Source organism: Pseudoduganella guangdongensis (assembly GCF_009857475.1).
GTDB classification, from domain to species: domain Bacteria; phylum Pseudomonadota; class Gammaproteobacteria; order Burkholderiales; family Burkholderiaceae_D; genus Rugamonas; species Rugamonas guangdongensis.
Window position 1 is genome coordinate 62,099 of the sequence record NZ_WWCJ01000025.1, and the last position, 22,573, is coordinate 84,671.

28 protein-coding genes are annotated in these 22,573 nt (G+C 65.6%); 14 read left to right on the forward strand and 14 right to left on the reverse strand.

Features of this window, described 5'->3' with window-relative positions; genetic code table 11:
• Nucleotides 1–44: 44 nt before the first annotated feature.
• Genes GTP41_RS23990 through GTP41_RS24015 form a run of 6 tightly spaced genes read left to right on the forward strand, consistent with a single transcriptional unit; the run spans nucleotide 45 to nucleotide 5,304 of the window.
• Nucleotides 45–1,232: an NnrS family protein gene (locus tag GTP41_RS23990; RefSeq protein ID WP_161028114.1), complete on the forward strand. Its 1,188-nt coding sequence runs from the start codon at nucleotides 45–47 to the stop codon at nucleotides 1,230–1,232.
• A gap of 2 nt (nucleotides 1,233–1,234) precedes the next feature.
• Nucleotides 1,235–2,911, forward strand: a complete 1,677-nt coding sequence (locus GTP41_RS23995; RefSeq protein WP_161028115.1) for a cbb3-type cytochrome c oxidase subunit I — start codon at nucleotides 1,235–1,237, stop codon at nucleotides 2,909–2,911.
• A gap of 1 nt (nucleotide 2,912) precedes the next feature.
• The gene (locus GTP41_RS24000; RefSeq protein WP_161028116.1) at nucleotides 2,913–3,524 is read left to right on the forward strand and encodes a cbb3-type cytochrome c oxidase subunit II; all 612 of its coding nucleotides are present in this window, start codon (nucleotides 2,913–2,915) and stop codon (nucleotides 3,522–3,524) included.
• Nucleotides 3,511–4,113: a c-type cytochrome gene (locus GTP41_RS24005; RefSeq protein WP_161028117.1), complete on the forward strand. Its 603-nt coding sequence runs from the start codon at nucleotides 3,511–3,513 to the stop codon at nucleotides 4,111–4,113. The genes GTP41_RS24000 and GTP41_RS24005 overlap by 14 nt, the downstream gene beginning before the upstream one ends.
• A complete protein-coding gene (locus tag GTP41_RS24010; protein WP_229503042.1) occupies nucleotides 4,070–4,750 on the forward strand; it encodes an SCO family protein in 681 nt (226 codons plus the stop codon). The genes GTP41_RS24005 and GTP41_RS24010 overlap by 44 nt, the downstream gene beginning before the upstream one ends.
• A complete protein-coding gene (locus GTP41_RS24015; RefSeq protein WP_161028118.1) occupies nucleotides 4,747–5,304 on the forward strand; it encodes a hypothetical protein in 558 nt (185 codons plus the stop codon). Before GTP41_RS24010 ends, GTP41_RS24015 begins: the two co-directional genes overlap by 4 nt.
• Here the strand turns inward: GTP41_RS24015 and GTP41_RS24020 are convergent.
• Nucleotides 5,271–6,056, reverse strand: a complete 786-nt coding sequence (locus tag GTP41_RS24020) for a response regulator (RefSeq protein ID WP_161028119.1) — start codon at nucleotides 6,054–6,056, stop codon at nucleotides 5,271–5,273. The genes GTP41_RS24015 and GTP41_RS24020 overlap by 34 nt on opposite strands.
• 71 nt (nucleotides 6,057–6,127) lie before the next feature.
• Between GTP41_RS24020 and GTP41_RS24025 the strand changes: the two genes are divergently transcribed.
• The gene (locus GTP41_RS24025; RefSeq protein ID WP_161028120.1) at nucleotides 6,128–6,538 is read left to right on the forward strand and encodes a hemerythrin domain-containing protein; all 411 of its coding nucleotides are present in this window, start codon (nucleotides 6,128–6,130) and stop codon (nucleotides 6,536–6,538) included.
• Here the strand turns inward: GTP41_RS24025 and GTP41_RS24030 are convergent, their stop codons facing one another.
• The 4 genes from GTP41_RS24030 to GTP41_RS24045 are packed head-to-tail and all read right to left on the reverse strand — an operon-like array spanning nucleotide 6,539 to nucleotide 11,527.
• Nucleotides 6,539–7,174 (reverse strand): FABP family protein, encoded by a 636-nt coding sequence (locus GTP41_RS24030; protein WP_161028121.1) that lies wholly within the window; start codon nucleotides 7,172–7,174, stop codon nucleotides 6,539–6,541.
• A gap of 18 nt (nucleotides 7,175–7,192) precedes the next feature.
• Nucleotides 7,193–9,838 carry a bifunctional diguanylate cyclase/phosphodiesterase gene (locus tag GTP41_RS24035; protein ID WP_161028122.1) on the reverse strand — a complete coding sequence of 882 codons (2,646 nt, stop codon included), beginning with the start codon at nucleotides 9,836–9,838 and terminating at the stop codon, nucleotides 7,193–7,195.
• 2 nt (nucleotides 9,839–9,840) lie between these two features.
• Nucleotides 9,841–10,263: a type 2 periplasmic-binding domain-containing protein gene (locus GTP41_RS24040; RefSeq protein ID WP_161028123.1), complete on the reverse strand. Its 423-nt coding sequence runs from the start codon at nucleotides 10,261–10,263 to the stop codon at nucleotides 9,841–9,843.
• Between the two features lie 13 nt (nucleotides 10,264–10,276).
• On the reverse strand, nucleotides 10,277–11,527 hold the full coding sequence (locus GTP41_RS24045; RefSeq protein ID WP_229503043.1) for a hypothetical protein: 1,251 nt from the start codon (nucleotides 11,525–11,527) through the stop codon (nucleotides 10,277–10,279).
• 230 nt (nucleotides 11,528–11,757) lie between these two features.
• On the opposite strand from GTP41_RS24045, the gene GTP41_RS24050 reads away from it, so the two are divergent.
• Complete coding sequence (locus GTP41_RS24050; protein WP_161028124.1) at nucleotides 11,758–12,177, forward strand: NUDIX hydrolase; 420 nt, start codon at nucleotides 11,758–11,760, stop codon at nucleotides 12,175–12,177.
• On the opposite strand, the gene GTP41_RS24055 is transcribed toward GTP41_RS24050, so the two are convergent.
• A complete protein-coding gene (locus GTP41_RS24055; protein ID WP_161028125.1) occupies nucleotides 12,178–12,918 on the reverse strand; it encodes an SDR family oxidoreductase in 741 nt (246 codons plus the stop codon).
• An 80-nt stretch (nucleotides 12,919–12,998) separates the two neighbouring features.
• Here GTP41_RS24055 and GTP41_RS24060 point away from each other — a divergent pair, with 80 nt between their 5' ends.
• The 3 genes from GTP41_RS24060 (at nucleotide 12,999) to GTP41_RS24070 (ending at nucleotide 14,447) form a co-directional block, all read left to right on the forward strand.
• Nucleotides 12,999–13,454: a bacteriohemerythrin gene (locus tag GTP41_RS24060; protein WP_161028126.1), complete on the forward strand. Its 456-nt coding sequence runs from the start codon at nucleotides 12,999–13,001 to the stop codon at nucleotides 13,452–13,454.
• 96 nt (nucleotides 13,455–13,550) lie between these two features.
• Nucleotides 13,551–13,979, forward strand: a complete 429-nt coding sequence (locus GTP41_RS24065; RefSeq protein WP_161028127.1) for a DoxX family protein — start codon at nucleotides 13,551–13,553, stop codon at nucleotides 13,977–13,979.
• A 60-nt stretch (nucleotides 13,980–14,039) separates the two neighbouring features.
• Nucleotides 14,040–14,447 (forward strand): universal stress protein, encoded by a 408-nt coding sequence (locus GTP41_RS24070; protein ID WP_161028128.1) that lies wholly within the window; start codon nucleotides 14,040–14,042, stop codon nucleotides 14,445–14,447.
• A 3-nt stretch (nucleotides 14,448–14,450) separates the two neighbouring features.
• On the opposite strand, the gene GTP41_RS24075 is transcribed toward GTP41_RS24070, so the two are convergent.
• Genes GTP41_RS24075 through GTP41_RS24100 form a run of 6 tightly spaced genes read right to left on the reverse strand, consistent with a single transcriptional unit; the run spans nucleotide 14,451 to nucleotide 19,755 of the window.
• Nucleotides 14,451–15,206: a YoaK family protein gene (locus GTP41_RS24075; RefSeq protein WP_161028129.1), complete on the reverse strand. Its 756-nt coding sequence runs from the start codon at nucleotides 15,204–15,206 to the stop codon at nucleotides 14,451–14,453.
• 22 nt (nucleotides 15,207–15,228) lie between these two features.
• The gene (locus tag GTP41_RS24080) at nucleotides 15,229–16,140 is read right to left on the reverse strand and encodes a dihydrodipicolinate synthase family protein (protein WP_161028130.1); all 912 of its coding nucleotides are present in this window, start codon (nucleotides 16,138–16,140) and stop codon (nucleotides 15,229–15,231) included.
• A gap of 1 nt (nucleotide 16,141) precedes the next feature.
• Entirely contained in the window at nucleotides 16,142–17,431 is a 1,290-nt protein-coding gene (locus GTP41_RS24085; RefSeq protein ID WP_161028131.1) for an NAD(P)/FAD-dependent oxidoreductase, read from the reverse strand.
• The gene (locus GTP41_RS24090; protein WP_161028132.1) at nucleotides 17,428–17,697 is read right to left on the reverse strand and encodes a 2Fe-2S iron-sulfur cluster-binding protein; all 270 of its coding nucleotides are present in this window, start codon (nucleotides 17,695–17,697) and stop codon (nucleotides 17,428–17,430) included. Before GTP41_RS24090 ends, GTP41_RS24085 begins: the two co-directional genes overlap by 4 nt.
• Nucleotides 17,690–18,811 (reverse strand): NAD(P)/FAD-dependent oxidoreductase, encoded by a 1,122-nt coding sequence (locus tag GTP41_RS24095; protein WP_161028142.1) that lies wholly within the window; start codon nucleotides 18,809–18,811, stop codon nucleotides 17,690–17,692. The genes GTP41_RS24090 and GTP41_RS24095 overlap by 8 nt, the downstream gene beginning before the upstream one ends.
• Before the next feature lie 2 nt (nucleotides 18,812–18,813).
• Complete coding sequence (locus GTP41_RS24100) at nucleotides 18,814–19,755, reverse strand: 4-hydroxyproline epimerase (protein ID WP_202419863.1); 942 nt, start codon at nucleotides 19,753–19,755, stop codon at nucleotides 18,814–18,816.
• Between the two features lie 101 nt (nucleotides 19,756–19,856).
• Here GTP41_RS24100 and GTP41_RS24105 point away from each other — a divergent pair, with 101 nt between their 5' ends.
• Nucleotides 19,857–20,612, forward strand: a complete 756-nt coding sequence (locus tag GTP41_RS24105) for an AraC family transcriptional regulator (protein ID WP_161028134.1) — start codon at nucleotides 19,857–19,859, stop codon at nucleotides 20,610–20,612.
• Here GTP41_RS24105 and GTP41_RS24110 read toward each other — a convergent pair.
• On the reverse strand, nucleotides 20,595–20,795 hold the full coding sequence (locus GTP41_RS24110; protein WP_161028135.1) for a hypothetical protein: 201 nt from the start codon (nucleotides 20,793–20,795) through the stop codon (nucleotides 20,595–20,597). The two genes, GTP41_RS24105 and GTP41_RS24110, sit on opposite strands and share 18 nt — an antisense overlap.
• A gap of 63 nt (nucleotides 20,796–20,858) precedes the next feature.
• Here GTP41_RS24110 and GTP41_RS24115 point away from each other — a divergent pair, with 63 nt between their 5' ends.
• Nucleotides 20,859–21,341 carry a hypothetical protein gene (locus GTP41_RS24115; protein ID WP_161028136.1) on the forward strand — a complete coding sequence of 161 codons (483 nt, stop codon included), beginning with the start codon at nucleotides 20,859–20,861 and terminating at the stop codon, nucleotides 21,339–21,341.
• Here the strand turns inward: GTP41_RS24115 and GTP41_RS24120 are convergent.
• On the reverse strand, nucleotides 21,314–21,931 hold the full coding sequence (locus tag GTP41_RS24120) for a glutathione S-transferase family protein (RefSeq protein WP_161028137.1): 618 nt from the start codon (nucleotides 21,929–21,931) through the stop codon (nucleotides 21,314–21,316). The genes GTP41_RS24115 and GTP41_RS24120 overlap by 28 nt on opposite strands.
• A 387-nt stretch (nucleotides 21,932–22,318) precedes the next feature.
• On the opposite strand from GTP41_RS24120, the gene GTP41_RS27520 reads away from it, so the two are divergent.
• Nucleotides 22,319–22,540: an ORF6N domain-containing protein gene (locus GTP41_RS27520; RefSeq protein WP_229503044.1), complete on the forward strand. Its 222-nt coding sequence runs from the start codon at nucleotides 22,319–22,321 to the stop codon at nucleotides 22,538–22,540.
• The last annotated feature ends 33 nt before the right edge of the window (nucleotides 22,541–22,573 follow it).

A 22,573-nucleotide genomic window follows, 5' to 3' on the forward strand; every position in this document is an offset into this window, starting at 1 on the left:
GTAATGTAGCATTCATTATACATCTTAAGAACATGAGGCCAGCCATGCGCAGCATCCATCTTCCCACTGAACCGACGCCGAGCACGCAACCGCATCCCCTGTTGCGGCTTGGCTTTCGCCCCTTCTACCTGCTGGCGGCCCTGCTGGCGGCGCTGTCCATACCCTTGTGGCTAGCCAGCTACAAGGGGCTGCTGCCAGCCCTGCCGACGGCCAATATGCTGTGGCATATGCACGAAATGGTGTTCGGCTTTGGCGGCGTGGTGATCGTCGGCTTCCTGTTTACGGCGGGCCGCAACTGGACCAACCTGCCAACCCCGGCCGGCGGCCAGCTGGCGGCGCTGGCCTTGCTGTGGATCGCCGGGCGCGTGGCCATGCTGGCGGCGCCCAAACTGGGCGCCTTTGTCATCGACGGCGCCTTCCTGCCTTTGTGCGCGCTGGCTTTTGGGCGCGTGCTGGTGCAGGCGCAGAGCAAGCGCAATTACCCTATCCTGGGCATCCTGGCGCTGCTGTCGCTGGCCAACCTGCTGTTCCATGCGGCGGCCAACGGCTGGATTCCGCTCTCGCCCTTTACCCCGGTGCATGGCGCGATCCTGATGATCACCGTGCTGGAAGCGGTGATCGGCGGCCGCGTGATCCCGATGTTCACCCGTAACGGCGCGCCTGGCAGCCAGCCTGTCAGCGTGGCGTGGCGCGAGAAAACCAGCATTGCGCTGCTGGCGGCAACGGCGCTGGCCTGGGTGGCCGGTTTGCCGGGCGTGCTGGTAGCGGTGGTCGCATTCGCGGCGGCCGGCATCAATGCCTGGCGCCTGATTGGCTGGGCGCCGCACGCCACCTTGCGCGTGCCGCTGCTGTGGATCCTGCACGTCGCCTACGCCTGGGTCGTGGCCGGCCTGCTGCTGCTTGGCTTTGCGGCGCTCGGCATCGGTTCGGCCAGCAGCGCCTTCCACGCGCTGGCGGTGGGCGGCATGTCGGGCCTGATCCTGGGCATGATCACGCGCACCGCGCTGGGGCATACCGGCCGCATGCTGCGCGCCGGCCGTGCCGAAAGCGCCATGTACCTGATGCTGCAAGCTGGCGCTGTGGCCCGTTTGTGTGCCAATATTATCCCCGCCGGGGTGCGTGACTACCTGTTACTGGCTTCCGCTGTGGCCTGGTCGTCGGCGTTCCTGCTCTACCTGTTCGTGTATGCCCCATATTTGAGCCGTGCCCGCGTCGACGGGCGGGAAGGATAGCTGTGGATACCGTCACCATACTCCTGTCTTCTTTCATACTGTCGGTCACCGGCCTCCTGGTTTTTATCTGGTCGTTGCGGCATCGCTTGTTTGATTCGAGTTCGGCGGCGGCGAACGTGATTTTCTCCCCCGGCGAGGTGGGGCACGGCGAGGAGCCGGCCGCCACGCCGCAGCAGCGCGCCGGGCTGGCGCAGCCGGTCCCCGGCGAAGCGCGGCGCGAACCCGATGCGGCCGAACAGGCGGCGCTGGAACAGGAGCTGGCCGAGCGGGTGCAGGCCGACCGCTCCAGCGCTTTTGTCACCTTTGTCTTCCTGGCCTGTTCCGTGGTGTGGCTGCTGGTGGCGACGGCGGCGGGCCTGACCAGCTCCATCAAGCTGCACGAACCGGACTGGCTGGTGCAGTATCCCTGGCTGACCTTCGGCCGCATCCGCACCATCCACCTGAACGCCGTGGCCTATGGCTGGGCGCCCATGGCGGCGCTGGGCATCGCCATCTGGCTGCTGCCGCGACTCCTGAAAACCAACCTGGTGGGCGGGCGCTTTGCGATCTTCGGCGCCATGCTGTGGAATGCCGGCCTGATCGCGGGCCTGGGCTGCATTGCAGCGGGCATCAGCGACGGCATGGAATGGCTGGAGATTCCGTGGCAGGTGGACGTGCTGCTGGTGGCGGGCGGCGCGCTGGTGGGCCTGCCCCTGGTGTACACCCTGCAAAGCCGCAAGGTGCACCATCTCTATGTGTCGATCTGGTATATGGGGGCGGCGCTGTTCTGGTTCCCTATCCTGTTCCTGATCGGGAACCTGCCGGCGGTGCACTTTGGCGTGCAGCAGGCGGCCATGAACTGGTGGTTCGGACATAACGTGCTGGGGCTGTTTTATACGCCGATGGCGGTGGCGTCGGTGTACTACTTCCTGCCCAAGATTATCGGGCGGCCGGTGCAGTCGTATAACCTGTCGCTGCTGGGCTTCTGGACCCTGGCCTTCTTCTACGGCCAGGTCGGCGGCCACCACCTGATCGGCGGTCCGGTGCCGGGCTGGCTGATCACGCTCTCCATCGTGCAAAGCGTGATGATGGTGATTCCGGTGATCTCCTTCTCGATCAACCAGCATATGACCATGCGCGGCCACTTTTCGAAGCTGTTGCACTCCCCCACCCTGCGCTTCATCGTCCTGGGCGGCATGATGTACACCCTGAGTTCGATCCAGGGGTCGATCGAGGCGCTGCGCAGCGTGAACACGGTGGCGCATTTCACCCACTTCACGGTGGCGCATGCCCACCTTGGCCTGTACGGTTTCTTCTCGATGGTGATGTTCGGTGCCATCTACTTTGTGATGCCGCGCGTGATGGCGTGGGAGTGGCCTTACCCGAAACTGATCGCGTGGCACTTCTGGCTGGTGGTGCTGGGATTTTCGATCTACTTCGTGGGGCTGACCATTGGCGGCTGGCTGCAAGGGCTGGCCATGCTGGATGCGGCGCGGCCGTTCATGGAGTCGGTGGAGGTGACCATTCCGTGGCTGAAAAGCCGCTCGGTCGGCGGCGCCATCATGACCATCGGCCACCTGGTCTTCGCCTGGCACTTCACGGCGATGGCGCTGCGCTACGGGCCGCGCCGCGTGGGGGCGGCGCTGCTGCATACCGGTGGCGGGTCGGCCGCGCCGTCCAGCAACCTGGCGGAGGCCTGATATGCAAGACGAACTCAAACTACTGGGCGGGGCCATGGTGACCCTGGCCCTGGCCACGTCGGCGCTGGTGGTGGTGCCGCATGTGCAGTTGCGCAATACGGAGCCGCCGGCGGCGCTCAAGCCTTACACGGCGCAGCAGCTGCGCGGACGCCAGGTGTACATTGAGAATGGCTGCGTGTATTGCCATTCGCAGCAGCCGCGCGACAAGTCGCAGGCGCCGGACGACCAGCGCGGCTGGGGCCGGGCCTCGGTGGCGGCGGATTATTACTACGATACGCCGCACTTGCTGGGGACGATGCGCACCGGGCCGGACTTGTTCAATATCGGCGCGCGCCAGCCCAGCGCGGACTGGCACCTGGGGCATATGTACCAGCCGCGCGCCTACGTGCCGGGTTCGATCATGCCGTCCTACCCTTACCTGTTCGATGTGAAGGATGCGGCGGAACCGGGCGACCGGGTGGTGAACCTGCCGCCTGGCTTTAAGCCGGCGGGCAAGGTGGTGGTGGCGAAGCCGGAGGTGCTGGACCTGGTGGCTTACCTGCAAGGACTCGACCATACTTATCCGGTCTTGCCGGCGCCGAAGGCGAAAGGGGGACAGCATGTCGCCAAGTGATTTCGATGCGCAGCAGCGCGAGAATCCTGATCCGACCGAGAAGGATCGGCCGATCCCGTGGTTTGTGCTGGCGGTGGTGGGCACGGCGCTGGCGTGGGCTGTCGGCTATATCCTGACCGTGCGCGATGACGATCCGGCGCTGGGCGACCGGCGCACTATCGAGACCTTGCAGGCGAAGGCCGGCGGCGCGGCCGGCGCTGCGGTCGATGGGGCGCAGGTCTATTCGGCGCAGTGCGTGGCTTGCCACCAGGCGACCGGCGCGGGCTTGCCGGGGGTGTTCCCGCCGCTGGCCGATTCGGAGTGGGTGGTGGGCGACGAGAAGGTGGCGGCGGCCATCCTGCTGCATGGGGTGACGGGCAAGCTGACTGTGAAAGGCACGGCTTATAACGGGCAAATGCCGGCATTCGGCGAGAAGCTGGGCGACGCGGAGATTGCGGCGGTGCTGAGCTATATCCGGGCCAATTTCGGCAACCAGGCGGCCGCGGTGTCGCCGGCTGCGGTGAAGGCGGTGCGCGATGCCGATGCCGCGCGCAAGGAGCCATTCAATGGGGATGAAGATCTCGCCAAGCTCGCCAAGCCGGCCGGGTAGCGCGGGCGCGGAGCGCGGGGACTTGCGGCGCACCGCGTTGCTGGTCGCGGCCATGGTGGTCTGTGGCGTGGCGGCGCTGTGGCAGGCGACCATGGGGTTTCGCGTGGTATCCACTGAGGAGGGGCGGCGGCTGGCGATTGCCGAGTCGCCCTTGGCGCTTGTTCCGGCGCAGCTTGTGCTGCCGGGTTCGCGCGTGGCGGCTTTGCCTGCCCTGCTGGCTGGGGATGGGCGGGTGGCCGTGGTCACGTTCTTTTATGCCCGCTGCAATGCGGTGTGCTCGGTGCAGGGGTCGGAGCTGCAGCAGATGCAGCGTGAGATTCTGGCCCGGGGCTGGCAGGACAAGGTGCGCTTGCTCACCATCTCTTTCGATCCGCGCGATACGGCGGCGGATCTGACGGCGTATGCCGGGCGCATGCGGGCCGAGCCTTCGGTGTGGCAGTTCGCGGCGGTGCCGGATGCGGGGCAGCGACGGGCTTTGCTGGAGCAGGTCGGGATTATCGTTCTGCCGGCGGCGCTGGGGGAGTTTCAGCACAATGCCGCTTTCCATATCGTTGGGCGCGATGGGCGGATGTCGCGGGTGGTCGATTATGAGCAGCCGGAGGCGGCGCTGCAGGCGGCGCTGGAGGCTGCACGATGAGGGGCCTTGCGCCGGCGGCGGTGCTGCTGGGCGGCGCGCTGCTTTTACGCGGACCGCTTGAGGCGTCGATGGCGCTGCATATGGTAGTGCAACTGCCGATGATCGTCGTCGCAGGTGCGCTGGCGGGGACTGGGCGCGGGGCGCGGGCGCACTGGGATGCGCATGGGCTGGCGGGGCTGACCTGGCTGCTGCTGGCGAGCGCGTACTGGATGGTGCCGCGCGCGCTGGAGCAGGCGTTGACGATGCCGCTGGCGGAGCTGGGCAAGTTCGCCAGCCTGTTCCTGGCCGGCTTCCTCTTGCCGGGTGCGCTGGCGCGGGCGGCGGCGGTGATCCAGCTTTTCTTCCTTGGCAATTTCTGCGCCATGATGGCGATTGCGGGTATGCTGTACCAGGACATGCCGCAGCGCCTGTGCAATGCCTACACGCTGGACGACCAGGTGATCACCGGCGTCGGCTTGGTGGTGGCGTCGATTGGCATCGCGGCGGCCTGGTGCATCTGGCAGTTGCCCGCGCTAGGCGGCTACGCCGATGCGGAGAGCCGCAACGCCAGGTAATCATCCAGGCCAGTGCAGGCACGGTCGAAGTCCGGCTGCCCCGCCAGCGCAGAAGGCAGGTCGGAGCGGCGCCAGGCCGCTTCCAGCACGCTGGCCGCGCGCGCCAGCCGGGCCGCGCCGATCGCCTGCGCGGCGCCGCGCACCGCGTGGGCAATGCGGCCAATGGCAGCCAGGTCGCGCAAGGCGAAAGCGCGCTGCAGCGCGCGCCGGTCGGCTGCATTCGATGCGGCGAAATCCTGCAGCAGGCTTTCGGCGACAGGCGTGCTGCCGCCGGCCAGCGCATTCAGGCGCGCCGGGTCGAGCGTGGCCTCGCCGGCAACGGGCAGGGGCAGCCACTGCGCCATCAGCCGCGCCAGCGCCGCCATGCTGGCCGGCTGCGGCAGGTGGTCGTCGATGCCCGCTTCATAGCAAGCCTCCAGGTCGCGCAGGAAGGCGTGCGGCCAGCTCGCCACGATCGCCACATTGCCGCTGTCGCCGGCGCGGATGGCGCGCGCCAACGCGTAGGCGTCCATATCGGTCAGTTGGCTGTCGGTGATCACCATCCCTGCCCCGCCGCTGCGCCACAGCGCCAGCGTCTGGGCGCCGTCGGCCGCTTGCAGCGTGGCATAACCCAGCGTTTGCAGGCGGCGCAGCATCAGCTCGCGGCTGGCGGGATTGGGGTCGGTCACCAGCACGGCGCGCGGCGCGGCGCCCGCGCTGGCAGCGGCGCTGCCGGGCGCCTCGACTGCTTCCATCATGGGATTCGATAACATATATCCTCCATGCATCTTTTATTGGATTATGCCATAATGTGCAAACCAAATGCATGTTTAAGGAGAGAACCATGAAAGTGCAGCGCTTCGAACACGACCACCATGAAATCCTGGAAGGCATCCACCAGCTGCGCAAGCTGGTGGCCACCGGCATCGAGCACAACGCGGGCGCCATTACCCAGCTGCTGCGCACCATGAGCGCCTCGATCAAGCTGCACCTGGCGGTGGAAGACCGCGTGGTCTATCCTGCTTTCGCCAATTCGGGACAGGCCGACCTGGCGGCGCTGGGCCGCTTCTACCAGCAGGAAATGGGCGACCTGGCGCAGAAGTACGTGGCTTTCGCCACGCGCTGGAACCTGCCGAACCGGCTGGAGGCCGATCCGGCCGGCTTCCGCGAAGAGGCGAACAGCGTCTTCAAGGCCCTCTTCCTGCGCACCAAGCGCGAGGAAAGCGAGCTGTATCCCGCTTTCGCGCGCCTGTAATTACTTGCGTGCCAGCGGGTTCGGGGTCGGCTCGGCGACCTTGTGCAGCACGTTGCGGTCCATGTGGTGGAAAGGCTCGTCTTCCTTGCCGCGCAGGAGCATGACGGTGTCTTCCTCGTAGCCCCAGGTACCGTCGTCGTTGATGGTGACCTTGATGCGGTATTCCGTGGTGCGGAAGCCGAACTCCAGGAATGGATTGGAGCAGATGCCGTAGGTGTCCTGCTCGCGGCGCGCCACCAGCTCGAATTCCTTCGCGTCCGGCGCCGCAATGCCGGAGGCCATGGCGATCTGGCCGCGCGGGATGGCCAGGGTCTGGATCACCGTGTTGGTGCCCGGCTCCCACAGCCAGTAGCCGACCTGCTCGTGGTAGGTCTTGATATTGTCCGGCTTATTGACGATCAGGACGTAGCGCAGGCCGTAAAACAGCTGCGGGCCATTGGTGACCGGGTCGATCGGCTGCAGTTCGATGCGCTCGACATAGGCTTGCTTGCGCGGGCCGTCGGCCTTGGGTTTGATATCCAGGCCGCGCTGGCCCTCCCAGATGCCGGCCATGGCGCGCAGCGGGCCAAGGTTGGCCAGGGTGTCCATGTCGACGTTGGAAGGTTCGGTGTAGATGTCGTTACTGTATTCGCTCATGGCATGCTTGCTCTGTGTTCAGGGAGCAAACATTGTAACCTCGTCCGACACTTCCTCGCCGAGCAGCATCGCGGTGATGCGCTGCGGCGGCACCGGGCGGCTGTACAGGTAGCCCTGCACCTCGTCGCAGCCGTGCTGCTGCAGGAAGCTGCGCTGCTGCTCCGTCTCCACGCCCTCGGCGATCACGCGCATGTCCAGCTGGTGCGAGAGCGAGATGATGGCGCAGGTAATGGCCTGGTCGTCGGCGCTGCCGGCCAGGTCGCGCACGAAGGACTGGTCGATCTTCAGGCGGCTGATCGGGAACGACTTGAGCGCCGTCAGGCTGGAATAGCCGGTGCCGAAATCGTCGATCGCCAGCGCAATGCCCATGGTTTCCAGCTGGCGCATCTTGGCCACCGACTGCGCCGTGTCGCGCATGATCATGCTCTCGGTCAGTTCCAGCTCCAGCCATTGCGGGCACAAGCCGCTCCAGGCCAGCGCTTCCGCCACCCGCTCCACCAGGCGCGGGTCGTCGAACTGGCGCGCCGACACGTTGACCGACACCACCAGCGGCGGCAAGCCGGCATCCTGCCAGGCGCGCGCCTGGCGGCACGCTTCGCGCAGCGCCCACTCGCCGATCGGGATGATCAGGCCGTTCTCTTCCGCCAGCGGGATGAACTGGGCCGGCGCGATATTGCCGCGCTGCGGATGCTGCCAGCGCAGCAGGGCTTCCACGCCGAACATGCGGCCCGATTCCAGGTTCACCTTGGGCTGGTAGGCCAGCGAGAACTGGTTGCCTTCCAGCGCCTTGCGCAGGCCGTCGGTCAACGCCAGCTTTTCCTCCAGGCCGGCGTTCATCTCCTGGGTGTAGAACTGGCAGTTGTTCTTGCCGCTGTCCTTGGCGCGGTACATGGCGGCGTCGGCGTGCATCATCAGGGTGTCGGCATCGCGCCCGTCGCGCGGGTAGACCGCCACGCCGATCGAGCAGCTGACCTGCACCTTCTGCCCTTCCAGCACGATCGGCTCGATCACCGATTCCAGGATCTTGTTCAGCAGCGGCACCAGCACCTGCGGGTCGTTGTCCAGGTGCGGCAGCACCAGCACGAATTCGTCGCCGCCGAAACGGCCCACGGTGTCTTCGCGGCGCACGCAGCCCACCATGCGGCTGGCCACTTCCTTCAGCAGCTCGTCGCCGGCATTGTGGCCCAGGGTGTCGTTGACCAGCTTGAAGCTGTCCAGGTCGATGAAGGCCACCAGCACCGATTCCTGGTTGCGTTCAGCGTGCGCGATGGAATGCTGCAGGCGGTCGCAGATCAGGCTGCGGTTGGGCAGTCCGGTCAGGGCGTCGTGGTGCGCCATGTGGTAGATGCGCTCCTCGGCGCGTTTGCGCTCGCTGATATCGCGCACAATCGCCACCACGCCGCCCTCCACGCCCACCACCTGCCAGTGCAGCCATTCGGCGCGCAGCTGCGGCGTCGCGTTCTCGCCCTCCTCCTGGTGCACGCCGCCGTTCTCGGTGACATGGGCCAGGCGTTCAAACATGCCGTTGTGGCGCGCGGCCGGCAGCCAGCCGCACAGGGTTTGGGCGCGCAGCTCGCTGCGGCTCATGCCGGTCAGCTGCTCGGCGCGCGAGTTAACGGCGGCGAACTTGAAGTCCACCAGCGCGCCCTCCTTGTTGCGCACGGCGCGCAGCACGAAGAAGGCGTCCATATTCGATTCCGAGGCGGCGGCATAGGTTTCCTGCGCGCGGCGGATGCGGCGGCGCGCCTTGGCGCCCTGCAGCACGCAGGCCCAGGCCATGCCTGCCAGCAGGATCAACACCGCGCTCGCGACGCCGGCTTCCCATAGCAACTGGCGGCGCTGCGCCACGAAGGCGGCCATCTGCTCCGATTCCGCCACGCCGACCACGGCGCTCAGGTGCAGGCCGGCCAGCTGGCGCACGGCGGTGTAGCGCTTGACGCCGTCCCAGCTGCTCGCCACCGGCGCGCCGGGTTTGGCCAGCAGCGCCGGGATATCGACCCGCTGGCCGAAGGACTGGCGGTCGCCCACGCGCATGGCGCGCACCACGCCGTCGTCGCCGACCAGGCCCAGCACGCCCAGCTCGCCCAGGCGGCTGCGTTCATAGCCGCTGGTGAAATAAGCCGGATCCACCTCGACGACGGCCACGCCGGTAAATTCGCCGCGCGCGTCTTCCAGGCGGCGCGTGAAATGCAGGTGCCAATCCTGGTTGGAGGCGTCGCGCATGACTTGCGCAATATAGGTGAAATTGCTGCGCTGCTGTTGGTGGAAGCGGAAGTAGTCCTCGCGCGCCACGTTCAGCGGCGGCGCAGCAGGGTTGCTGGCCACGGTGTCGCCCTCGGCATCGACGATGCTGACCACGAACACCAGGCCGGACGGCAGCAGGCCATGTGCCTGCAAATCCGGCAAGGCGCCGCGCGCGCCCTGCCGTTCGGCGCTGTATTTCAGCACTTTCAGGGTCTGTTCAATGCCGTTGATGCTGCGCGCCACCTGCGCCTCATACGTGGCAATCAGCTCGCTGGACGATTCTGCCGCCAGCTCGCGCGCGGCGACTTCTTCGCTGTCGATGAAATGCAGGGTGGCGGCCCACACCACGGCCAGCAGCACGACGGTGAAGACGGGGAGCGAGACTTGCGTCTCGAGGCACATGCGGAGCCAGCGTTTCATATTCAATGCACCACCAGTACAGGACGGACGCTGGCATCGAGCGCGCTGCGTTCGATATAGCCAATCAGGGTCGGGTTGTCGGCCACCAGCTTGCGCACGGCCTGGCTATTCTGCAGCTCGCGCGGCGGCTGGCCGCGGCCGGTGAAGATTTTCTTGGTCCAGTAGGCTTTCATCAGCGCCGGGGTGCGGTTCGCCACCTTCAGGTAGAACTCGTCGCGCAGCGGGGAGCCGATCGGCAGGTCGAGCGCCACCGCTTCGCCGCCATCGGGGAAGCGGCGCGCCTCGGCCAGGAAAATGTCGGCGACTTGCTCCGCGCGCAGGGTGGTCACCGGACTGCGCGCCGACACCACCACCACCAGTTCAGCTGCGCTCACCGTGCCGGCGGCTAGCGCCAGCAGGAGGCAGCAAAGGAGTTTCCTGATCATGCCATGTCCCCGATCAGAAAACGAGATCCAGCGCGGCGCTGATCACGCCGAAGCTGCGGCCATACTGGTAGCCCGGCTGCAGGTTGGTCAGCGTGCCGCTGGTCCCTTTGCGCGGGCGCACATGGTCGAACTGGAATTTGAGGGCGGTATTGCTGCCGGCGTCCCAACGCACGCCGGTGCTGAGCGTGTCCTGCACCGAAATCATGCTCAGCCAGGCGTTCAGCTCCTTGTTCAGGCGCTGGCCGGCGGCGGCATAGGGCGGCGGCAGGGACGACAGATCTAGGCCATCGACCCGGGTCGGCGTGTTGGCCACCACCTTGCTGAACGTGGCGTAAGGCGTCACGCTGCCAAAACGGTAACCGGCGCTGACATAGCCGGCGCTCTTGTCGCCCAGGATCGAACGCGCGTTGATGCGGCCCACCTCGCCCATGACGAACCACTGGCCCGGGTCGTAGGAGGCGCCGATGCTCAGCACCGAGGCGCGCTTGCCGTCCGGCTCGTAGCGGCGCGCCAGGGTTTCGCCCTGGGCGCCGAACTGGCGCAGGGCGGAGAACAGCTGCCCGCCCAGTTTCGTTTCAAGATCGGCTTTCAGGGCGGTGGCGCGCACCGTGACCGCGCCCGTGGTGCTGGTGTTGGAAAGGCCGGTCAAGGCCCGCGCATCGGCGTGCAGGGTGTCGGACAGGCGCACCCGCGTGCCGCCGTACAACACCTGGGTGGTGTGCTTCCACTCGCCCAGGGTCCAGCGGTAGCTGGCGTCGATGCCGTCGCTATTGCTGATCGGGAGCGCGCCATACAGTTCGCTCGGCGCGCGCACGGCGGTCAGCGCGTAGCTGGCCTTGCGGTAGTCGCCGGACAGGAACAGCGGCAAGGCGATGCGGCCAAAGCGCAGGCTCAGTTCCGGCGTCACCTGGTATTGCACATTTGCCCACTCCACCACCGGACGCCAGGAATTGGTCACGTTACGCTCGGCCACCACCTGCAGCACGGCCGACCAGCGGTCGCCGTTGTAGGCCAGCTGCGCGCCCAGGCGGCTGTCCACCCCATAGCTCCATTCGCGCGTGGCGCCGGCCTGGCCCGGGTTGAGCGGGTTGGCGGAAAAGTCTGCCTGCTTTTCGGTCGAATGCACGGCGCTCAGGGTACCAAAGCCACCGAACGTCCAGTCGCTGCCGTCCTGGTGGCCGGCGTGGGCCGGCGTAAGGGCAAGCAATTGCGCAGTGCACGCGGCAACGGCGGTCAGTACAGGCGTCAGGTGCTGCTTTGGCATAATGGCAGTCATGGCAAGAAACGTCGGCAATATCCGGGCAACGCTTGCCGTTTTGGCATGCGTACACTGTGCGAATGTGGGTGAAAAAAAGGCTGGGCGCTCGAAACACGCCAATTGAATTCTCACACTTTATAACAGCCCCTTGTAACTGTCGAGAAATTTCCCTAGAGTACTGTTTCTATCCGTTAAGTAAATACAAACGCTAGCAAAAAAGCAAAGGAATCAAAGACATGCAGCAGGTTTCATGCGGCACCCTGGTAGTCAATTCGGCGCGCCAGCTGCTGCTTTGCCATGTCACCGGGACCGCCAGCTGGGACATTCCGAAGGGTATATTGGATGCGGGCGAGACGCCGCTGCAGGCGGCCCGGCGCGAACTGTTCGAAGAGGCGGGCCTGGACTTTGACGCCGGCCGATTTGAGGATTTGGGGGAGTTCAGCTACCGCCCCGACAAGCGCCTGCACCTGTTCAAGGTGCAGGCCGGCGACGAATTGCCCAGCCTGGCGCACCTGCGCTGCACCAGCTTTTTCCCGCACCAGCGCACCGGCAAACCGACGCCGGAAGCCGACGGCTTCCGCTGGGCCGCGCGCGAGGAACTCAGCACGCTGTGCTGGCCGCGCATGGCGGCCCGGCTGCTGGAGATGGAATGGTGATCAGGCGCCGCCTGAAACGCGCAAGGTGGTGGCGGTGATATAGCGCGCCGCCGGCGACAGCAGCCAGACCGCCGCCTCCGCGATTTCCTCCGGTTCGCCCACGCGCAGCATGGGGATGCGCGCCGCCACCCGCGCCGGCCGCCCGGCGTCGCCCGACGTGGCGTGGATATCGGTCTGGGTGGTACCCGGCGCCACGCCGCAGACGCGGATGCCCTCCGCCGCCACCTCCTTACCCAGGCCCATGGTGAAGGTATCGACCGCCGCCTTGCTGGCCGCGTAACCCACATACTCGTTCGGGCTGCCCGCCGTGGCGGCAGTGGAGCTGATATTCACGATCACCCCGCCCTGCCCATGCGCGCGGAAGGCGGCCAGCGCCAGGCGGCTGCACTGCATCAGCCCCAGTACATTGGTGCGGAACACGCGCTCCATGGTTGCCGGCTCGGCCGCGCTGAAGGTACCCAAGCCGCCGGTGATACCGGCATTGTTGACCAGGCCCGACACCGGCCCCAGTTCGCGCTGCACGGTGGCGAACAGGCGCTCGATATCCTCGTCGCGCGCCACGTCGGCCTGCACCGCCAGCGCGCGGCCGCCGGCCGCCTCGATCTGCGCCACCACGCCGGCCGCAGCGGCGGCGTCGCGCAGGTAGTTCACGGCCACCACCCAGCCATCGGCCGCCGCCTGGCGGGCAATTGCGGCGCCAATGCCTCGGCTGGCGCCCGTCACGATCAGTACTTTTTCCATGAGCGGTATTGTATTTGATCTGGATCATGGAATCCGCAGGGCTGCGCGACCAGACTGGTGGGATAGCCAAGGAGGTCACCATGCAACGCCTGGAATGGAGTCCGCTGCTGGAAACCGGGGTCGCCGAAATGGATGCTTCGCACCGCGCTTTGCTGCAAGCCATCCACGCCACCATCGACGCCGACAATACATCGCTTCCCTTGTGCATCGCCGAATTGCTGGCCGCCCTGGCCGCCGATTTCGCCGGGGAAGAAGCCATGATGGACCACCTGCACTACCCCGCCGACCACGACCACCGCGCCGCCCACCGCCGCGTGCTGGCCGCGCTGCAGCACGCCCTGCCCGTGGCGCAGGTTGACGCCGATGCCGCGCGCACCCTGCTGGAACGGCTACCGCGCTGGTTCCTGGGCCACCTGAGCGCAATGGACTTGCCGCTGGCGGTGGCCGTGGAGCGCTCCGCCCATCCCTATGCGCCGCCGCCTGGCGCCCAGTTGCGGGTGGAGCTGGCGCGGCTGCTGCAGGAGCAATCCATCTAGTTAGGCGATACATTACATCCAGATATATAGGCTTCCGGAATGGTTTGGCGCGGCATAAGATGCCTCCATCAACAACACATTTGAAGGAGCAAAACCATGAACCAACTGACCAACACCGGCGCCAATACCACCGCCCTGCCACTGACCGGCCGCATCCTGATGGCCGCCATCTTCATCATGAGCGGCATCGGCAAGATCGCCGCCCCGGCGGCCACCATCGGCTACATCAGCGCAATGGGCCTGCCCTTCCCCGAACTGGCGCTGGCCGGCGCCATCGGCATCGAAGTGATTGGCGGCCTGCTGCTGGTACTTGGCCTGTACACCCGCCCGGTAGCGCTGGCCCTGGCCGCGTTCTCGATCCTGACCGGCCTGCTGTTCCACAGCGCGATCGCCGACCAGAACCAGATGATCCACCTGATGAAGAACCTGGCCATGGCTGGCGGCCTGCTGCAAGTTGCCGCCTTCGGCGCCGGCAGCCTGAGCCTGGACGCCCGTCGCGCGCCGGCCACACTGCGTGCTGCTTAAGCGGTTGCTGAAAACCGGCGGGACACTTAGACTGCGACACCAAAAAGGAGAATTAGTCTGATGTTCCGCCATATCCTCATTCCCAGCGACGGTTCCGCCGCTTCGCAACTGGCAGTCAACGCCGCCTTGCGCATGGCGCGCGAGAGCGGCGCCCGCGTTACCGCCATCCACGTGCTGCCGGAAGAACCGGCCCTGGTGTCCAAGTCCGCCGCCCATCCGGTGGAAGATGAGATCCTGGCTGAAATCGCGCGCCAGGCCGGCACCCTGCACGTCAACTGCACTATCCTGCAAGTGCATGCCGAACAGCCGCATGCCGCCATCGTCGCCACCGCCCTGCAGCGCGGCTGCGACCTGATCGCCATGGCCTCGCGCGGACGCAGCGGCCTGGCCAGCCTGATGCTGGGCAGCCAGACGCAAAAAGTGCTCACGCACAGCAAGATTCCGGTATTGGTTTTCCGCGAGGGCTAAGCCTTAACGCCGCCCCTGGCGCAGGCGCGCCGCCAGATCGTCGTAGATCGGCACCGCCGCCATGGCCAGCAGCAGCCCGGCCAGCGGCAAGGTCGCGCCAAAGCCGATCATTTTGAAGCCAAAGGCGCCGGCCAGCGCGCCGGTGAAGAAGGACGCCACCAGCGCCGCCAGGATGCGCACGCGCTTCCAGTCCGCAGCCACCAGCGGCACGGCCTGGCTGTCGCGGTTCCAATAGCAGGCCTTGCCCGCCTCGATCCCCAGGTCGGTAATGATGCCGGTCATATGGGTGGTGCGGATTTCAGCGTTGGAAAGCTTGGTGATGACGGCGTTCTGCAGACCCATCATGAAGCATAGCAGCGTAACCGTGGCCGGCAGCACCAGCACATCGATCGCCTGAAGGCGCGCGCCCAGCATGCCAAAGACCAGCAGCAGCACCGCTTCCAGCAGTAGCGGCAAGGCGAACTCGCTGTGCAATCGGCGGCGGCGGGCAAAATTGACCATGATGGCGCAGCAGGCGGCGCCAGCCAGGAAGGCCAGCAAAGCGCCGGCGCAGTCGATGGCGGCCTCGATGGCGCCCAGCGCCAGGTCGTCGGCGGCGGCCGACAGGATACCGGTCATATGGGAGGTGTACTGCCGGACGGCCAGGAAGCCGCCGGCATTGGCCGCCCCCGCCACGAAAGCGAGGGCGATGCCGAGGTGGCGATTAGCTTGTGCTGCGCGCTGGCGCCCGGTCAGGCGCCTGGCATAGTTGATCGGCATTGGTCCCCGGCATGGTCATGGCTTACAGGTAGGCGCTGACGTCCGGACGGGTGGCCAGTGCTTGCTGCACCACCTGTACGATGAATTCGCGTTCCGCGCCGCGCAGTGGCTGGCGTGGGCGGCGAACGTTTTCGTTACCGACGCCGACCAGTGCTTCCACCAGTTTCAGATTCTGCACCAGCTTGGTCGAAACGTCGAGGTGCAGCAGCGGCATGAACCACTGGTAAAGTTTCAGCGCTTCGGCGTAGCGGCCGGCTTTCATCAGTTTGTACAGGGCTACGGTCTCTTTCGGGAAGGCCACCACCAGGCCGGCCAGCAGGCCGTCCGCGCCAACTGCCAGGCCTTCGAAGGACAGGTCGTCCACGCCCATGAAGATGGCGTAGCGGTCGCCCACCACATTACGCAGGTCGGTTACGCGGCGGATGTTGTCGGTCGATTCCTTGATCGATTCCAGCTCTTCGCAATCGGCCAGTTCCTTGAAATCGGCCGGGGTCAGGTCGACTTTGTAGGTGACCGGGTTGTTGTACACCATGATTGGCAGCTTGGCAGCCTTGGCGATGGTGCGCAGGTTGGCTTTGGCTTCGAAGGCGTCGGCAGCGTACAGCACGGAAGGCATGACCATGAAGCCGTCCACGCCCAGGTCGCGCGCTTCCTGCACATAGCGCTCGGCGTTGGCGGTGCGGGTTTCGCTCACGTTGGCCAGCACCGGCACGCGGCCGTTGGCCACTTTCACGGCGGTCTTGGCGACGGCCAGCTTCTCTTCAAACGACAGGGTGCTGGCTTCGCCCAGGGAACCGCAGGTCACCAGGCCGTGGCAGCCGCTGTCGATCATGAAGGAGAAGTGCTTCTCCATCTCTGCGTGGTCCAGCTCCTCGTTGGCGTGGAATTTGGTGGTTACTGCAGGGAATACGCCTTCCCATTTGATTGCTGCCATTTCAAGTCTCCTTGTGAGGTTCGAGGGTGATAATGCTGCCGGCACGGGCCGGCGAGATCGGAGTACGCACAGCGTCCGGACGCCATCCATACAGGAAATCTGTTGCGTTGCCGCAGATGCGGCCCTGGCAAGGGCCCATGCCGCAGCGGGTATGCAGCTTGGCGCTGCGCCAGTTTTGATGCGTTCGCAGTTCGTCATGGCAGACGTCTTCGCAACGGCAAACAATGGTGTCGGGTTGGGCCAGCATGCGCAGTTCGGCGCGCGGGGCGAAGGCCTGCGCCAGGCGGGCCGCGAAGCCGCGCCATTTATCGCGTTCGGTAAAGCAGGCCTGCGCGGCGCTGGACTGGCCGGCCGCAGCCAGGCCGGCGATACGGCCTTCCACCAATGCCAGGTCAACGCCGCCCACGCCAGTGCCCTCGCCTGCGCACAGCACGTTGGCCACGCTGGTGTGCTGCCATGGGTCGGTCTTTACCGCGCCGCCTTCGATCGCGCAGCCCAGGGCGCGCGCCAGTTCGGTATTGGGCAGCAGGCCGTAGCCGCAGGCCAGGTAGTCGCAGGCGATATCCAAACATTGGCCCTTGTGCTGCACCAGCACGGCACCCAGCTTTTCGTCGCCGCAGGCGGCGCTCACGTAGCTGTCTTTGTAATACGGAATACCGCGCAGGCTGGCGCCCAGCTTTAGCGCCTGCAACGCTTTGGACGGCGTCAGCGCCAGGCCGGCGGCAAAGCGCGCCAGCGCTGGCAGGCCCGCCTGCTCAATAATGGCGGCGACGGTCGCGCCGCGTTCTTGCAGCGTGGCCGCGACGGCTAACAGCAATGGTCCGCTGCCGGCAACGACAACGCGCTTGCCCTGCACCGGGTAGCCGCCCTTGGCCAGCGCCTGCAGCCCGCCGGCACCGGTCACGCCAGGCAGCGTCCAGCCAGGGAACGGCAGCAGCAGTTCACGCGCGCCGGTCGCCAGGATCAGGCGGTTGTAGCGGATGGTGTGCGCCTGCCCGGCATCCTGCACCAGCAGTTCGCCGGGCTGGGTTTGCATCAGCACGCGGGTGGCGAGCAGGAAGGTAACGTTGTCCGCAGTCTGCAAGTCCTGCCAAAGCGCACGCGCACGCAGGTCCTGCTGCTTGGCCGGCCCACCGCGCCAGATCTGGCCGCCGGCCAGCGGGTTGTCGTCGATGATGGCGATGCCGCCGCGCGCCGCGCCCGGCCGCCCAGCGGCAGCCGCCGCCGCGTGGGCCGCCGCCAGGCCAGCCGGCCCCGCGCCGACGACAACGATGTCAAAGAACTGCGTCATGCCACTGCCCCCGTCTGCACATCCATGCCCGGCGCGCACAGCGTCTGGCACGACAGCACATGGGCGCGGCTATTGACGGTAACGCGGCACTCCTGGCAAACACCCATGCCGCACAAGGGCGCCCGCAACTGCCCGCCCACCGAACGGCGCGTGACGCCGCCCGCACTTCGCGCATCCGCAGCGACAGCAATGGCGGCAGCCAGCGTGCTGCCCGCGGCGACGGTCGTGCTGCGCCCGTCAATGGTCAAAGTAATCGAATCAGGCATATGCCCTCCCCTGCTCGGTGAAGCGGCTTGGCAGGTAAGGACGCGCATCGATGCCCGCCTCCCCGCCCGCCATCTGCGCCGCCAGCAGCTGCGCCGTCGCCAGCGAGGTGGTGATGCCCAGGCCCTCATGCCCCGTCGCCAGCCACACGTCGCGGCGCGCCAGGTCCGGCCCGATCAGCGGCAAGCTATCCGGCGTGGCCGCCCGCAAACCGGTCCAGCAGCGCAGCACATTCAGCCCCGCCAGCGCCGGCGTATATTCCGCCGCGCGGCGCAGCATGCGCGCCATCATGCCCGGCTCCGCCGTCAAATCCGTCGTATCGAACTGGCGCGAAGACCCGATCAGCACCTGCCCCGTTGGGCGCGGCTGCAGGTTGAACGCCACCGAATCGCCGTCCGATGCATGGGCGCTCTTGATATAGCCAAGCTCCACCAGCTGGTGACGGATAAAACCCGGATAGCGGTCGGTAATCATGACGTGGCCCTTCTTGGGCCGCAGCGGCAGATCCGGCGCCAGCCCCAGGCAACGCGTGCCCGCCGCCAGCACGATCCGGCCCGCCGACAGACGCGAACCATCCGCCAGGCGTACCGCACCATCCTCCAGCGCCACCACATCGCCCTCGACCAGGGTCGCACCGCGCGCCACCGCCCGCGCCAGCAAAATGCGCGCACTCTTGGGCGGATACACCAAGCCATCGCCCTGCACCAGCAAACCACCCGCCAGGCCAGGCCGCAACTGCGGCTCCAGGCGGTACAAGTCCTGCGCGCCAATCACATCGCATTCCAGCCCGTGTGCCGACATGGTGGCCGCCTTGGCGCGCGCCGCCTCCAGCTCCTCATCATCCGCCGCCACCCAGATGGTGCCGCAACGGCTGTACTCATGGCGCTGCGGCTGGCCATCGACCAGCTCCCGCCACAGCTCCAGGGAATAAGAACTCAAAGCCAGTTCGGCCGCGTTGTCATCCATCGCCACCAGGTGGCCCATGCCGGCCGCCGTCGCACCGCTGCCGACCGCATCGCGCTCGACCACGGTCACACGCAGACCGCGCGCCGACAGGGCATCCGCGCAAGCCGCGCCGATTATCCCGGCGCCGACGATCAGCACGTCCGGCGTCATGATCAACGAATGCCCCAAACAAATGGATCGGAGGGATCAAGCACCAGCGTCGCCGTGGAGTTGACCCAGGCCTTGCCACGAATGGAAGGCAGCACACGTTCGCCATCGCGGCGATAGGAGCCCTCGAACACGCTGCCGACGATGCTCTCCTGGCGCCACGCCTCGCCCTCGGCCAGCTTGCCATCGGCCGCCAGGCAAGCCAGCTTGGCGCTGGTGCCGGTGCCGCAAGGCGAACGGTCGTAAGCGTTGCCCGGGCACAGAACGAAGTTCTGGCTATCCGCGCCGCTGCGCGAATCCGCAAACAGTTCGATATGGTCGATCAGCGCACCGTCATCACCGGTGATGCCCTGCGCCTCCAGCGCATCCTTGATCGCCGTGGTGAAGTTCGACAGCTCGCGCACATTGCCCAGCTCCAGTTGCCGGCCATGGTCGGACACCAGGAAGAACCAGTTGCCGCCATAAGCGATATCGCCGCGCACCACGCCGTAGCCCGGCACATCCACCGGCACCGCAGCCGCCTTGCGCCAGGACGGCACATTGTTCACGGTGACGCTGCCATCGTCATGCAGCTGCGCCTCCACCACACCAACCGGCGTATCGATACGATGCACGCCAGCGCTGACCCGGCCCATAAAAGCCAGCGACGCCACCAGGCCGATGGTGCCATGACCACACATGCCGAGATAGCCGACATTGTTGAAAAAGATGACGCCTGCGGCACAATCCGGCGCATGCGGCTCGCATAGCAGGGCGCCTACCAGCACGTCCGAACCGCGTGGCTCGCACACCACGCCCGAACGGAAACCGTCGTGCTCATCGCGGAAGCGCGCCAGGCGCTCATTCAGTGGGCCGCTCCCCAGGTCGGGGCCGCCGTCAATCACCAGTCGGGTGGGTTCGCCGCCGGTGTGGGAATCGATAATGGCTATGGTTTTCATGCTTGCCATCTTAGGCTTTTCGCCGCCCGCCGTCTTGCATCGCCGCCCCGATTATGGTGACGAAATCTGCACAATCGTGTAAAAATGAACTAATTCAATGGGAGGACGGCATGGCAGCACAGCATTTACACGGTTCCGCGCGCAGCGAGATGGGTGCAAAGATCGGTGATGTCTTCTTTTCCGAGCCATTGTTCGACGCCCTGCCGGACGTGGTGTTCTTTCTCAAAGACCGCCAGGGCCGCTACGTGGTGGTGAACCAGACCCTGGCCCGCCGCTGCGGCATGAAGGACAAGGCCGGCCTGCTCGGCAAGACCGCCAACGAAGTCTTCGCCGCCCCGCTCGGCCAGCGCTTTCAGGCCCAGGACCAGGCCGTGCTGGACGACGGCATTTTGATCGAAGACCAGTTGGAACTGCACCTCTACCCCAACCGCGATCCCGGCTGGTGCCTGACCCAGAAGCGCCCGTTGAGAGACGCCCACGGCGCCATCATCGGCCTGTCCGGCGTATCGCGCGACCTGGCCATGGCCGACCACAAGAACCCGGCCTACCACAAGGTGGCCGACGCCGTGCGCCTGATCCACGAGAAATACAGCGAACCGCTAACCCTGCCACAGCTCGCGCGCACCGCCCACATGTCGGTGGCCCAGATCGAACGCTACTTCGACCGCATCTTCCACCTCACGCCGCGCCAGATGATCATCAAGACAAGGCTGGAAGCCGCCTCGCGCCTGCTGGCCGGCAGCGCCAGCGTCGCCGACATCGCCCAAGCCTGCGGCTACGCCGACCACAGCGCCTTCACCCGCCAGTTCCGCGCCACTGTCGGCGTGACACCCAGCGAGTATCGTCAGCTACAGCGGGGCGGCTAAGGTCGCCTCAACCGCCGCCATCCAGTCGTCCCACAATGCAGGGTCTAGCGGTTTGCCATCTTCGATCAGCGCCATACTCCCGAGCAGCGCACCCACCTCGCCAGAATTCGTCAACTCGTAATACTTTTCCAGGAACTTGAACATCGCCTTGTAGGCTTGCTGCGAGTCTAGGGAATGAGCCATGTCACCTCCTTGATGCTTCGGTATCGTCGTAGACAGTACCACCTTCCCTCGGGCTCAGATGCTATGCTGCGCGACATGAAAACCAGCGCCGTCGCGATCCTCGCCGCCCTCAGTCTTCCATTCACCGCCACAGCCGAACGGCTTCTGTTCACAGGACAGGTACAGTCGATTACGCTGCAACCTTCCGGAGTTGGCCAATGTTCGCTGCCATGCGGCGCACCGAAGACGCCGGTCAACGGCATTCGCAGCGTGTGCGTCAGCAACGCAGGCGGCTGCCAGAATGCTGCCGTCAAGGTATTGACCGACCACCTGGGTGGCCACAATGAGGGCAAGGTGTTGGAGTTCGCTTCCCGCACCGGCGAATGGGGAGGCCTCACCTTTCCAAATGAGCCTGAGCCTATCCTGGTCTTTGCACACGAAGGCCAGCCAAGATGGCTGCCACTAGTAGAGCGCGATGGCGTAAGCTATGTGAACGTTCCAGAAGGACAGCGCCCGCTATCCGAATTTATCAGCGAGTTTCAGGCGCAGCCAGTCAACTCACGATAAGCCGGGCGCTCCCGAAGCAGCTCCAGGTAGCGCTCAATAGCGGTGTAAGCGGGACGCTCAATCGGCGTTTTCAGCCAGCGATTCAGCGAAAGCCCGAGCACAATATCCGCCAGCGAGAACTGAGCACCGGCGGCATACGGGCCATTGGCCGCAAGATGTCGATCCAGAATGCCGACGTTGCGGTTCCACGCAGCCGCGCTGGAGGCAATCTGCGCCGGATCAGTGAACGCAGCATGCTCCCTTACCAGCGCCATAAAAGCATAGCGCCACGAGGAGTTCAGATCAGTCGCCTGCCAATCCATCCACTGCTCGACCAGGGCCCGCGCCTGGGGGTCTCTCGGCAGCAAATCAGTACGCCCCACCTTACCCGCCAGGTAGCGGCAAATACTGTTCGACTCCCACAGCACAAAGTCGCAATCGACCAGCACAGGAACCATCGCATTTGGATTCAAGGCCAGGAATTCCGGCACATTGGTGGCACGGAAGCCATCGCCCCAATCTTCGCGCTCATACGGCTGGCCAGTCTCCGCAAGAGCCCACATCACCTTGCGCACATTGATAGAAGTAGACTTTCCCAACAATTTGATCATACGTGTCCCAGGCTTGGAATGTTGCCAGCTGACAGATACTAAACGAGCCAGGATTTTCATGCACGGCGAAGGCACGAATTGACAAAAATCATAGTAGCGTGCTCCAGATGAGCACACATTGAACAAATCCAAACCAAGCCGGGAGTCCGTCGTCCCGACGAAGCGACGGCCAATCTATCGTGGATACTTTGATCGGATTGGCTAAAGTTCAGGAACCGAAAATATGAAGCCGGCCGAAGTCACATCAACGAATTCTGTACAGGCGATGCACATTGAGAGCAATATTTTGTTCAGCGAGTGCGGCCCGTCCGACCACCTGGTGCTGCAGCACGCGGCAAGGAAGCTCAACGCCCAGCGGGCGCCCGCCAGAGCACAAAGGTCGACGCAATGAGCGCACCGGCGATTCCGCTGGCCAGCATCGAGAACCGCATCCTGCTCATCCGCGGCCAAAAAGTGATGATCGATGCCGACCTGGCCGAGCTGTACGGTGTGCCGACCAAGCGCCTCAACGAACAATTGACATCCTCCCCCACCTCGGCCTCCGACCGCCGCTTACGCGGGAAGGAGGGGGATTCCTGCTGCGCCACTACCAGCAGTGGGCTGGCATAGTCCGCTTCGGAGGGTTCCTGCTGTTGACGGCAT

What these genes read in the sequence shown, in the direction of transcription:
- GTP41_RS24110 (WP_161028135.1), bottom strand. Translation starts at nt 20,795, where the DNA reads ATGGCTCATTCCCTAGACTCGCAGCAAGCCTACAAGGCGATGTTCAAG.
- GTP41_RS24095 (WP_161028142.1), bottom strand. Translation starts at nt 18,811, where the DNA reads ATGACGCCGGACGTGCTGATCGTCGGCGCCGGGATAATCGGCGCGGCT.
- GTP41_RS24100 (WP_202419863.1), bottom strand. Translation starts at nt 19,755, where the DNA reads ATGGCAAGCATGAAAACCATAGCCATTATCGATTCCCACACCGGCGGC.
- GTP41_RS24060 (WP_161028126.1), top strand. Translation starts at nt 12,999, where the DNA reads ATGCAACGCCTGGAATGGAGTCCGCTGCTGGAAACCGGGGTCGCCGAA.
- GTP41_RS24115 (WP_161028136.1), top strand. Translation starts at nt 20,859, where the DNA reads ATGCTGCGCGACATGAAAACCAGCGCCGTCGCGATCCTCGCCGCCCTC.
- GTP41_RS24080 (WP_161028130.1), bottom strand. Translation starts at nt 16,140, where the DNA reads ATGGCAGCAATCAAATGGGAAGGCGTATTCCCTGCAGTAACCACCAAA.
- GTP41_RS24045 (WP_229503043.1), bottom strand. Translation starts at nt 11,527, where the DNA reads ATGCCAAAGCAGCACCTGACGCCTGTACTGACCGCCGTTGCCGCGTGC.
- GTP41_RS24030 (WP_161028121.1), bottom strand. Translation starts at nt 7,174, where the DNA reads ATGAGCGAATACAGTAACGACATCTACACCGAACCTTCCAACGTCGAC.
- GTP41_RS27520 (WP_229503044.1), top strand. Translation starts at nt 22,319, where the DNA reads ATGAGCGCACCGGCGATTCCGCTGGCCAGCATCGAGAACCGCATCCTG.
- GTP41_RS24070 (WP_161028128.1), top strand. Translation starts at nt 14,040, where the DNA reads ATGTTCCGCCATATCCTCATTCCCAGCGACGGTTCCGCCGCTTCGCAA.
- GTP41_RS24085 (WP_161028131.1), bottom strand. Translation starts at nt 17,431, where the DNA reads ATGACGCAGTTCTTTGACATCGTTGTCGTCGGCGCGGGGCCGGCTGGC.
- GTP41_RS24015 (WP_161028118.1), top strand. Translation starts at nt 4,747, where the DNA reads ATGAGGGGCCTTGCGCCGGCGGCGGTGCTGCTGGGCGGCGCGCTGCTT.
- GTP41_RS24010 (WP_229503042.1), top strand. Translation starts at nt 4,070, where the DNA reads ATGGGGATGAAGATCTCGCCAAGCTCGCCAAGCCGGCCGGGTAGCGCG.
- GTP41_RS24020 (WP_161028119.1), bottom strand. Translation starts at nt 6,056, where the DNA reads ATGTTATCGAATCCCATGATGGAAGCAGTCGAGGCGCCCGGCAGCGCC.
- GTP41_RS24005 (WP_161028117.1), top strand. Translation starts at nt 3,511, where the DNA reads ATGTCGCCAAGTGATTTCGATGCGCAGCAGCGCGAGAATCCTGATCCG.
- GTP41_RS24090 (WP_161028132.1), bottom strand. Translation starts at nt 17,697, where the DNA reads ATGCCTGATTCGATTACTTTGACCATTGACGGGCGCAGCACGACCGTC.
- GTP41_RS24065 (WP_161028127.1), top strand. Translation starts at nt 13,551, where the DNA reads ATGAACCAACTGACCAACACCGGCGCCAATACCACCGCCCTGCCACTG.
- GTP41_RS24055 (WP_161028125.1), bottom strand. Translation starts at nt 12,918, where the DNA reads ATGGAAAAAGTACTGATCGTGACGGGCGCCAGCCGAGGCATTGGCGCC.
- GTP41_RS23990 (WP_161028114.1), top strand. Translation starts at nt 45, where the DNA reads ATGCGCAGCATCCATCTTCCCACTGAACCGACGCCGAGCACGCAACCG.
- GTP41_RS24040 (WP_161028123.1), bottom strand. Translation starts at nt 10,263, where the DNA reads ATGATCAGGAAACTCCTTTGCTGCCTCCTGCTGGCGCTAGCCGCCGGC.
- GTP41_RS24050 (WP_161028124.1), top strand. Translation starts at nt 11,758, where the DNA reads ATGCAGCAGGTTTCATGCGGCACCCTGGTAGTCAATTCGGCGCGCCAG.
- GTP41_RS24120 (WP_161028137.1), bottom strand. Translation starts at nt 21,931, where the DNA reads ATGATCAAATTGTTGGGAAAGTCTACTTCTATCAATGTGCGCAAGGTG.
- GTP41_RS24025 (WP_161028120.1), top strand. Translation starts at nt 6,128, where the DNA reads ATGAAAGTGCAGCGCTTCGAACACGACCACCATGAAATCCTGGAAGGC.
- GTP41_RS24105 (WP_161028134.1), top strand. Translation starts at nt 19,857, where the DNA reads ATGGCAGCACAGCATTTACACGGTTCCGCGCGCAGCGAGATGGGTGCA.
- GTP41_RS24075 (WP_161028129.1), bottom strand. Translation starts at nt 15,206, where the DNA reads ATGCCGATCAACTATGCCAGGCGCCTGACCGGGCGCCAGCGCGCAGCA.
- GTP41_RS24035 (WP_161028122.1), bottom strand. Translation starts at nt 9,838, where the DNA reads ATGAAACGCTGGCTCCGCATGTGCCTCGAGACGCAAGTCTCGCTCCCC.
- GTP41_RS24000 (WP_161028116.1), top strand. Translation starts at nt 2,913, where the DNA reads ATGCAAGACGAACTCAAACTACTGGGCGGGGCCATGGTGACCCTGGCC.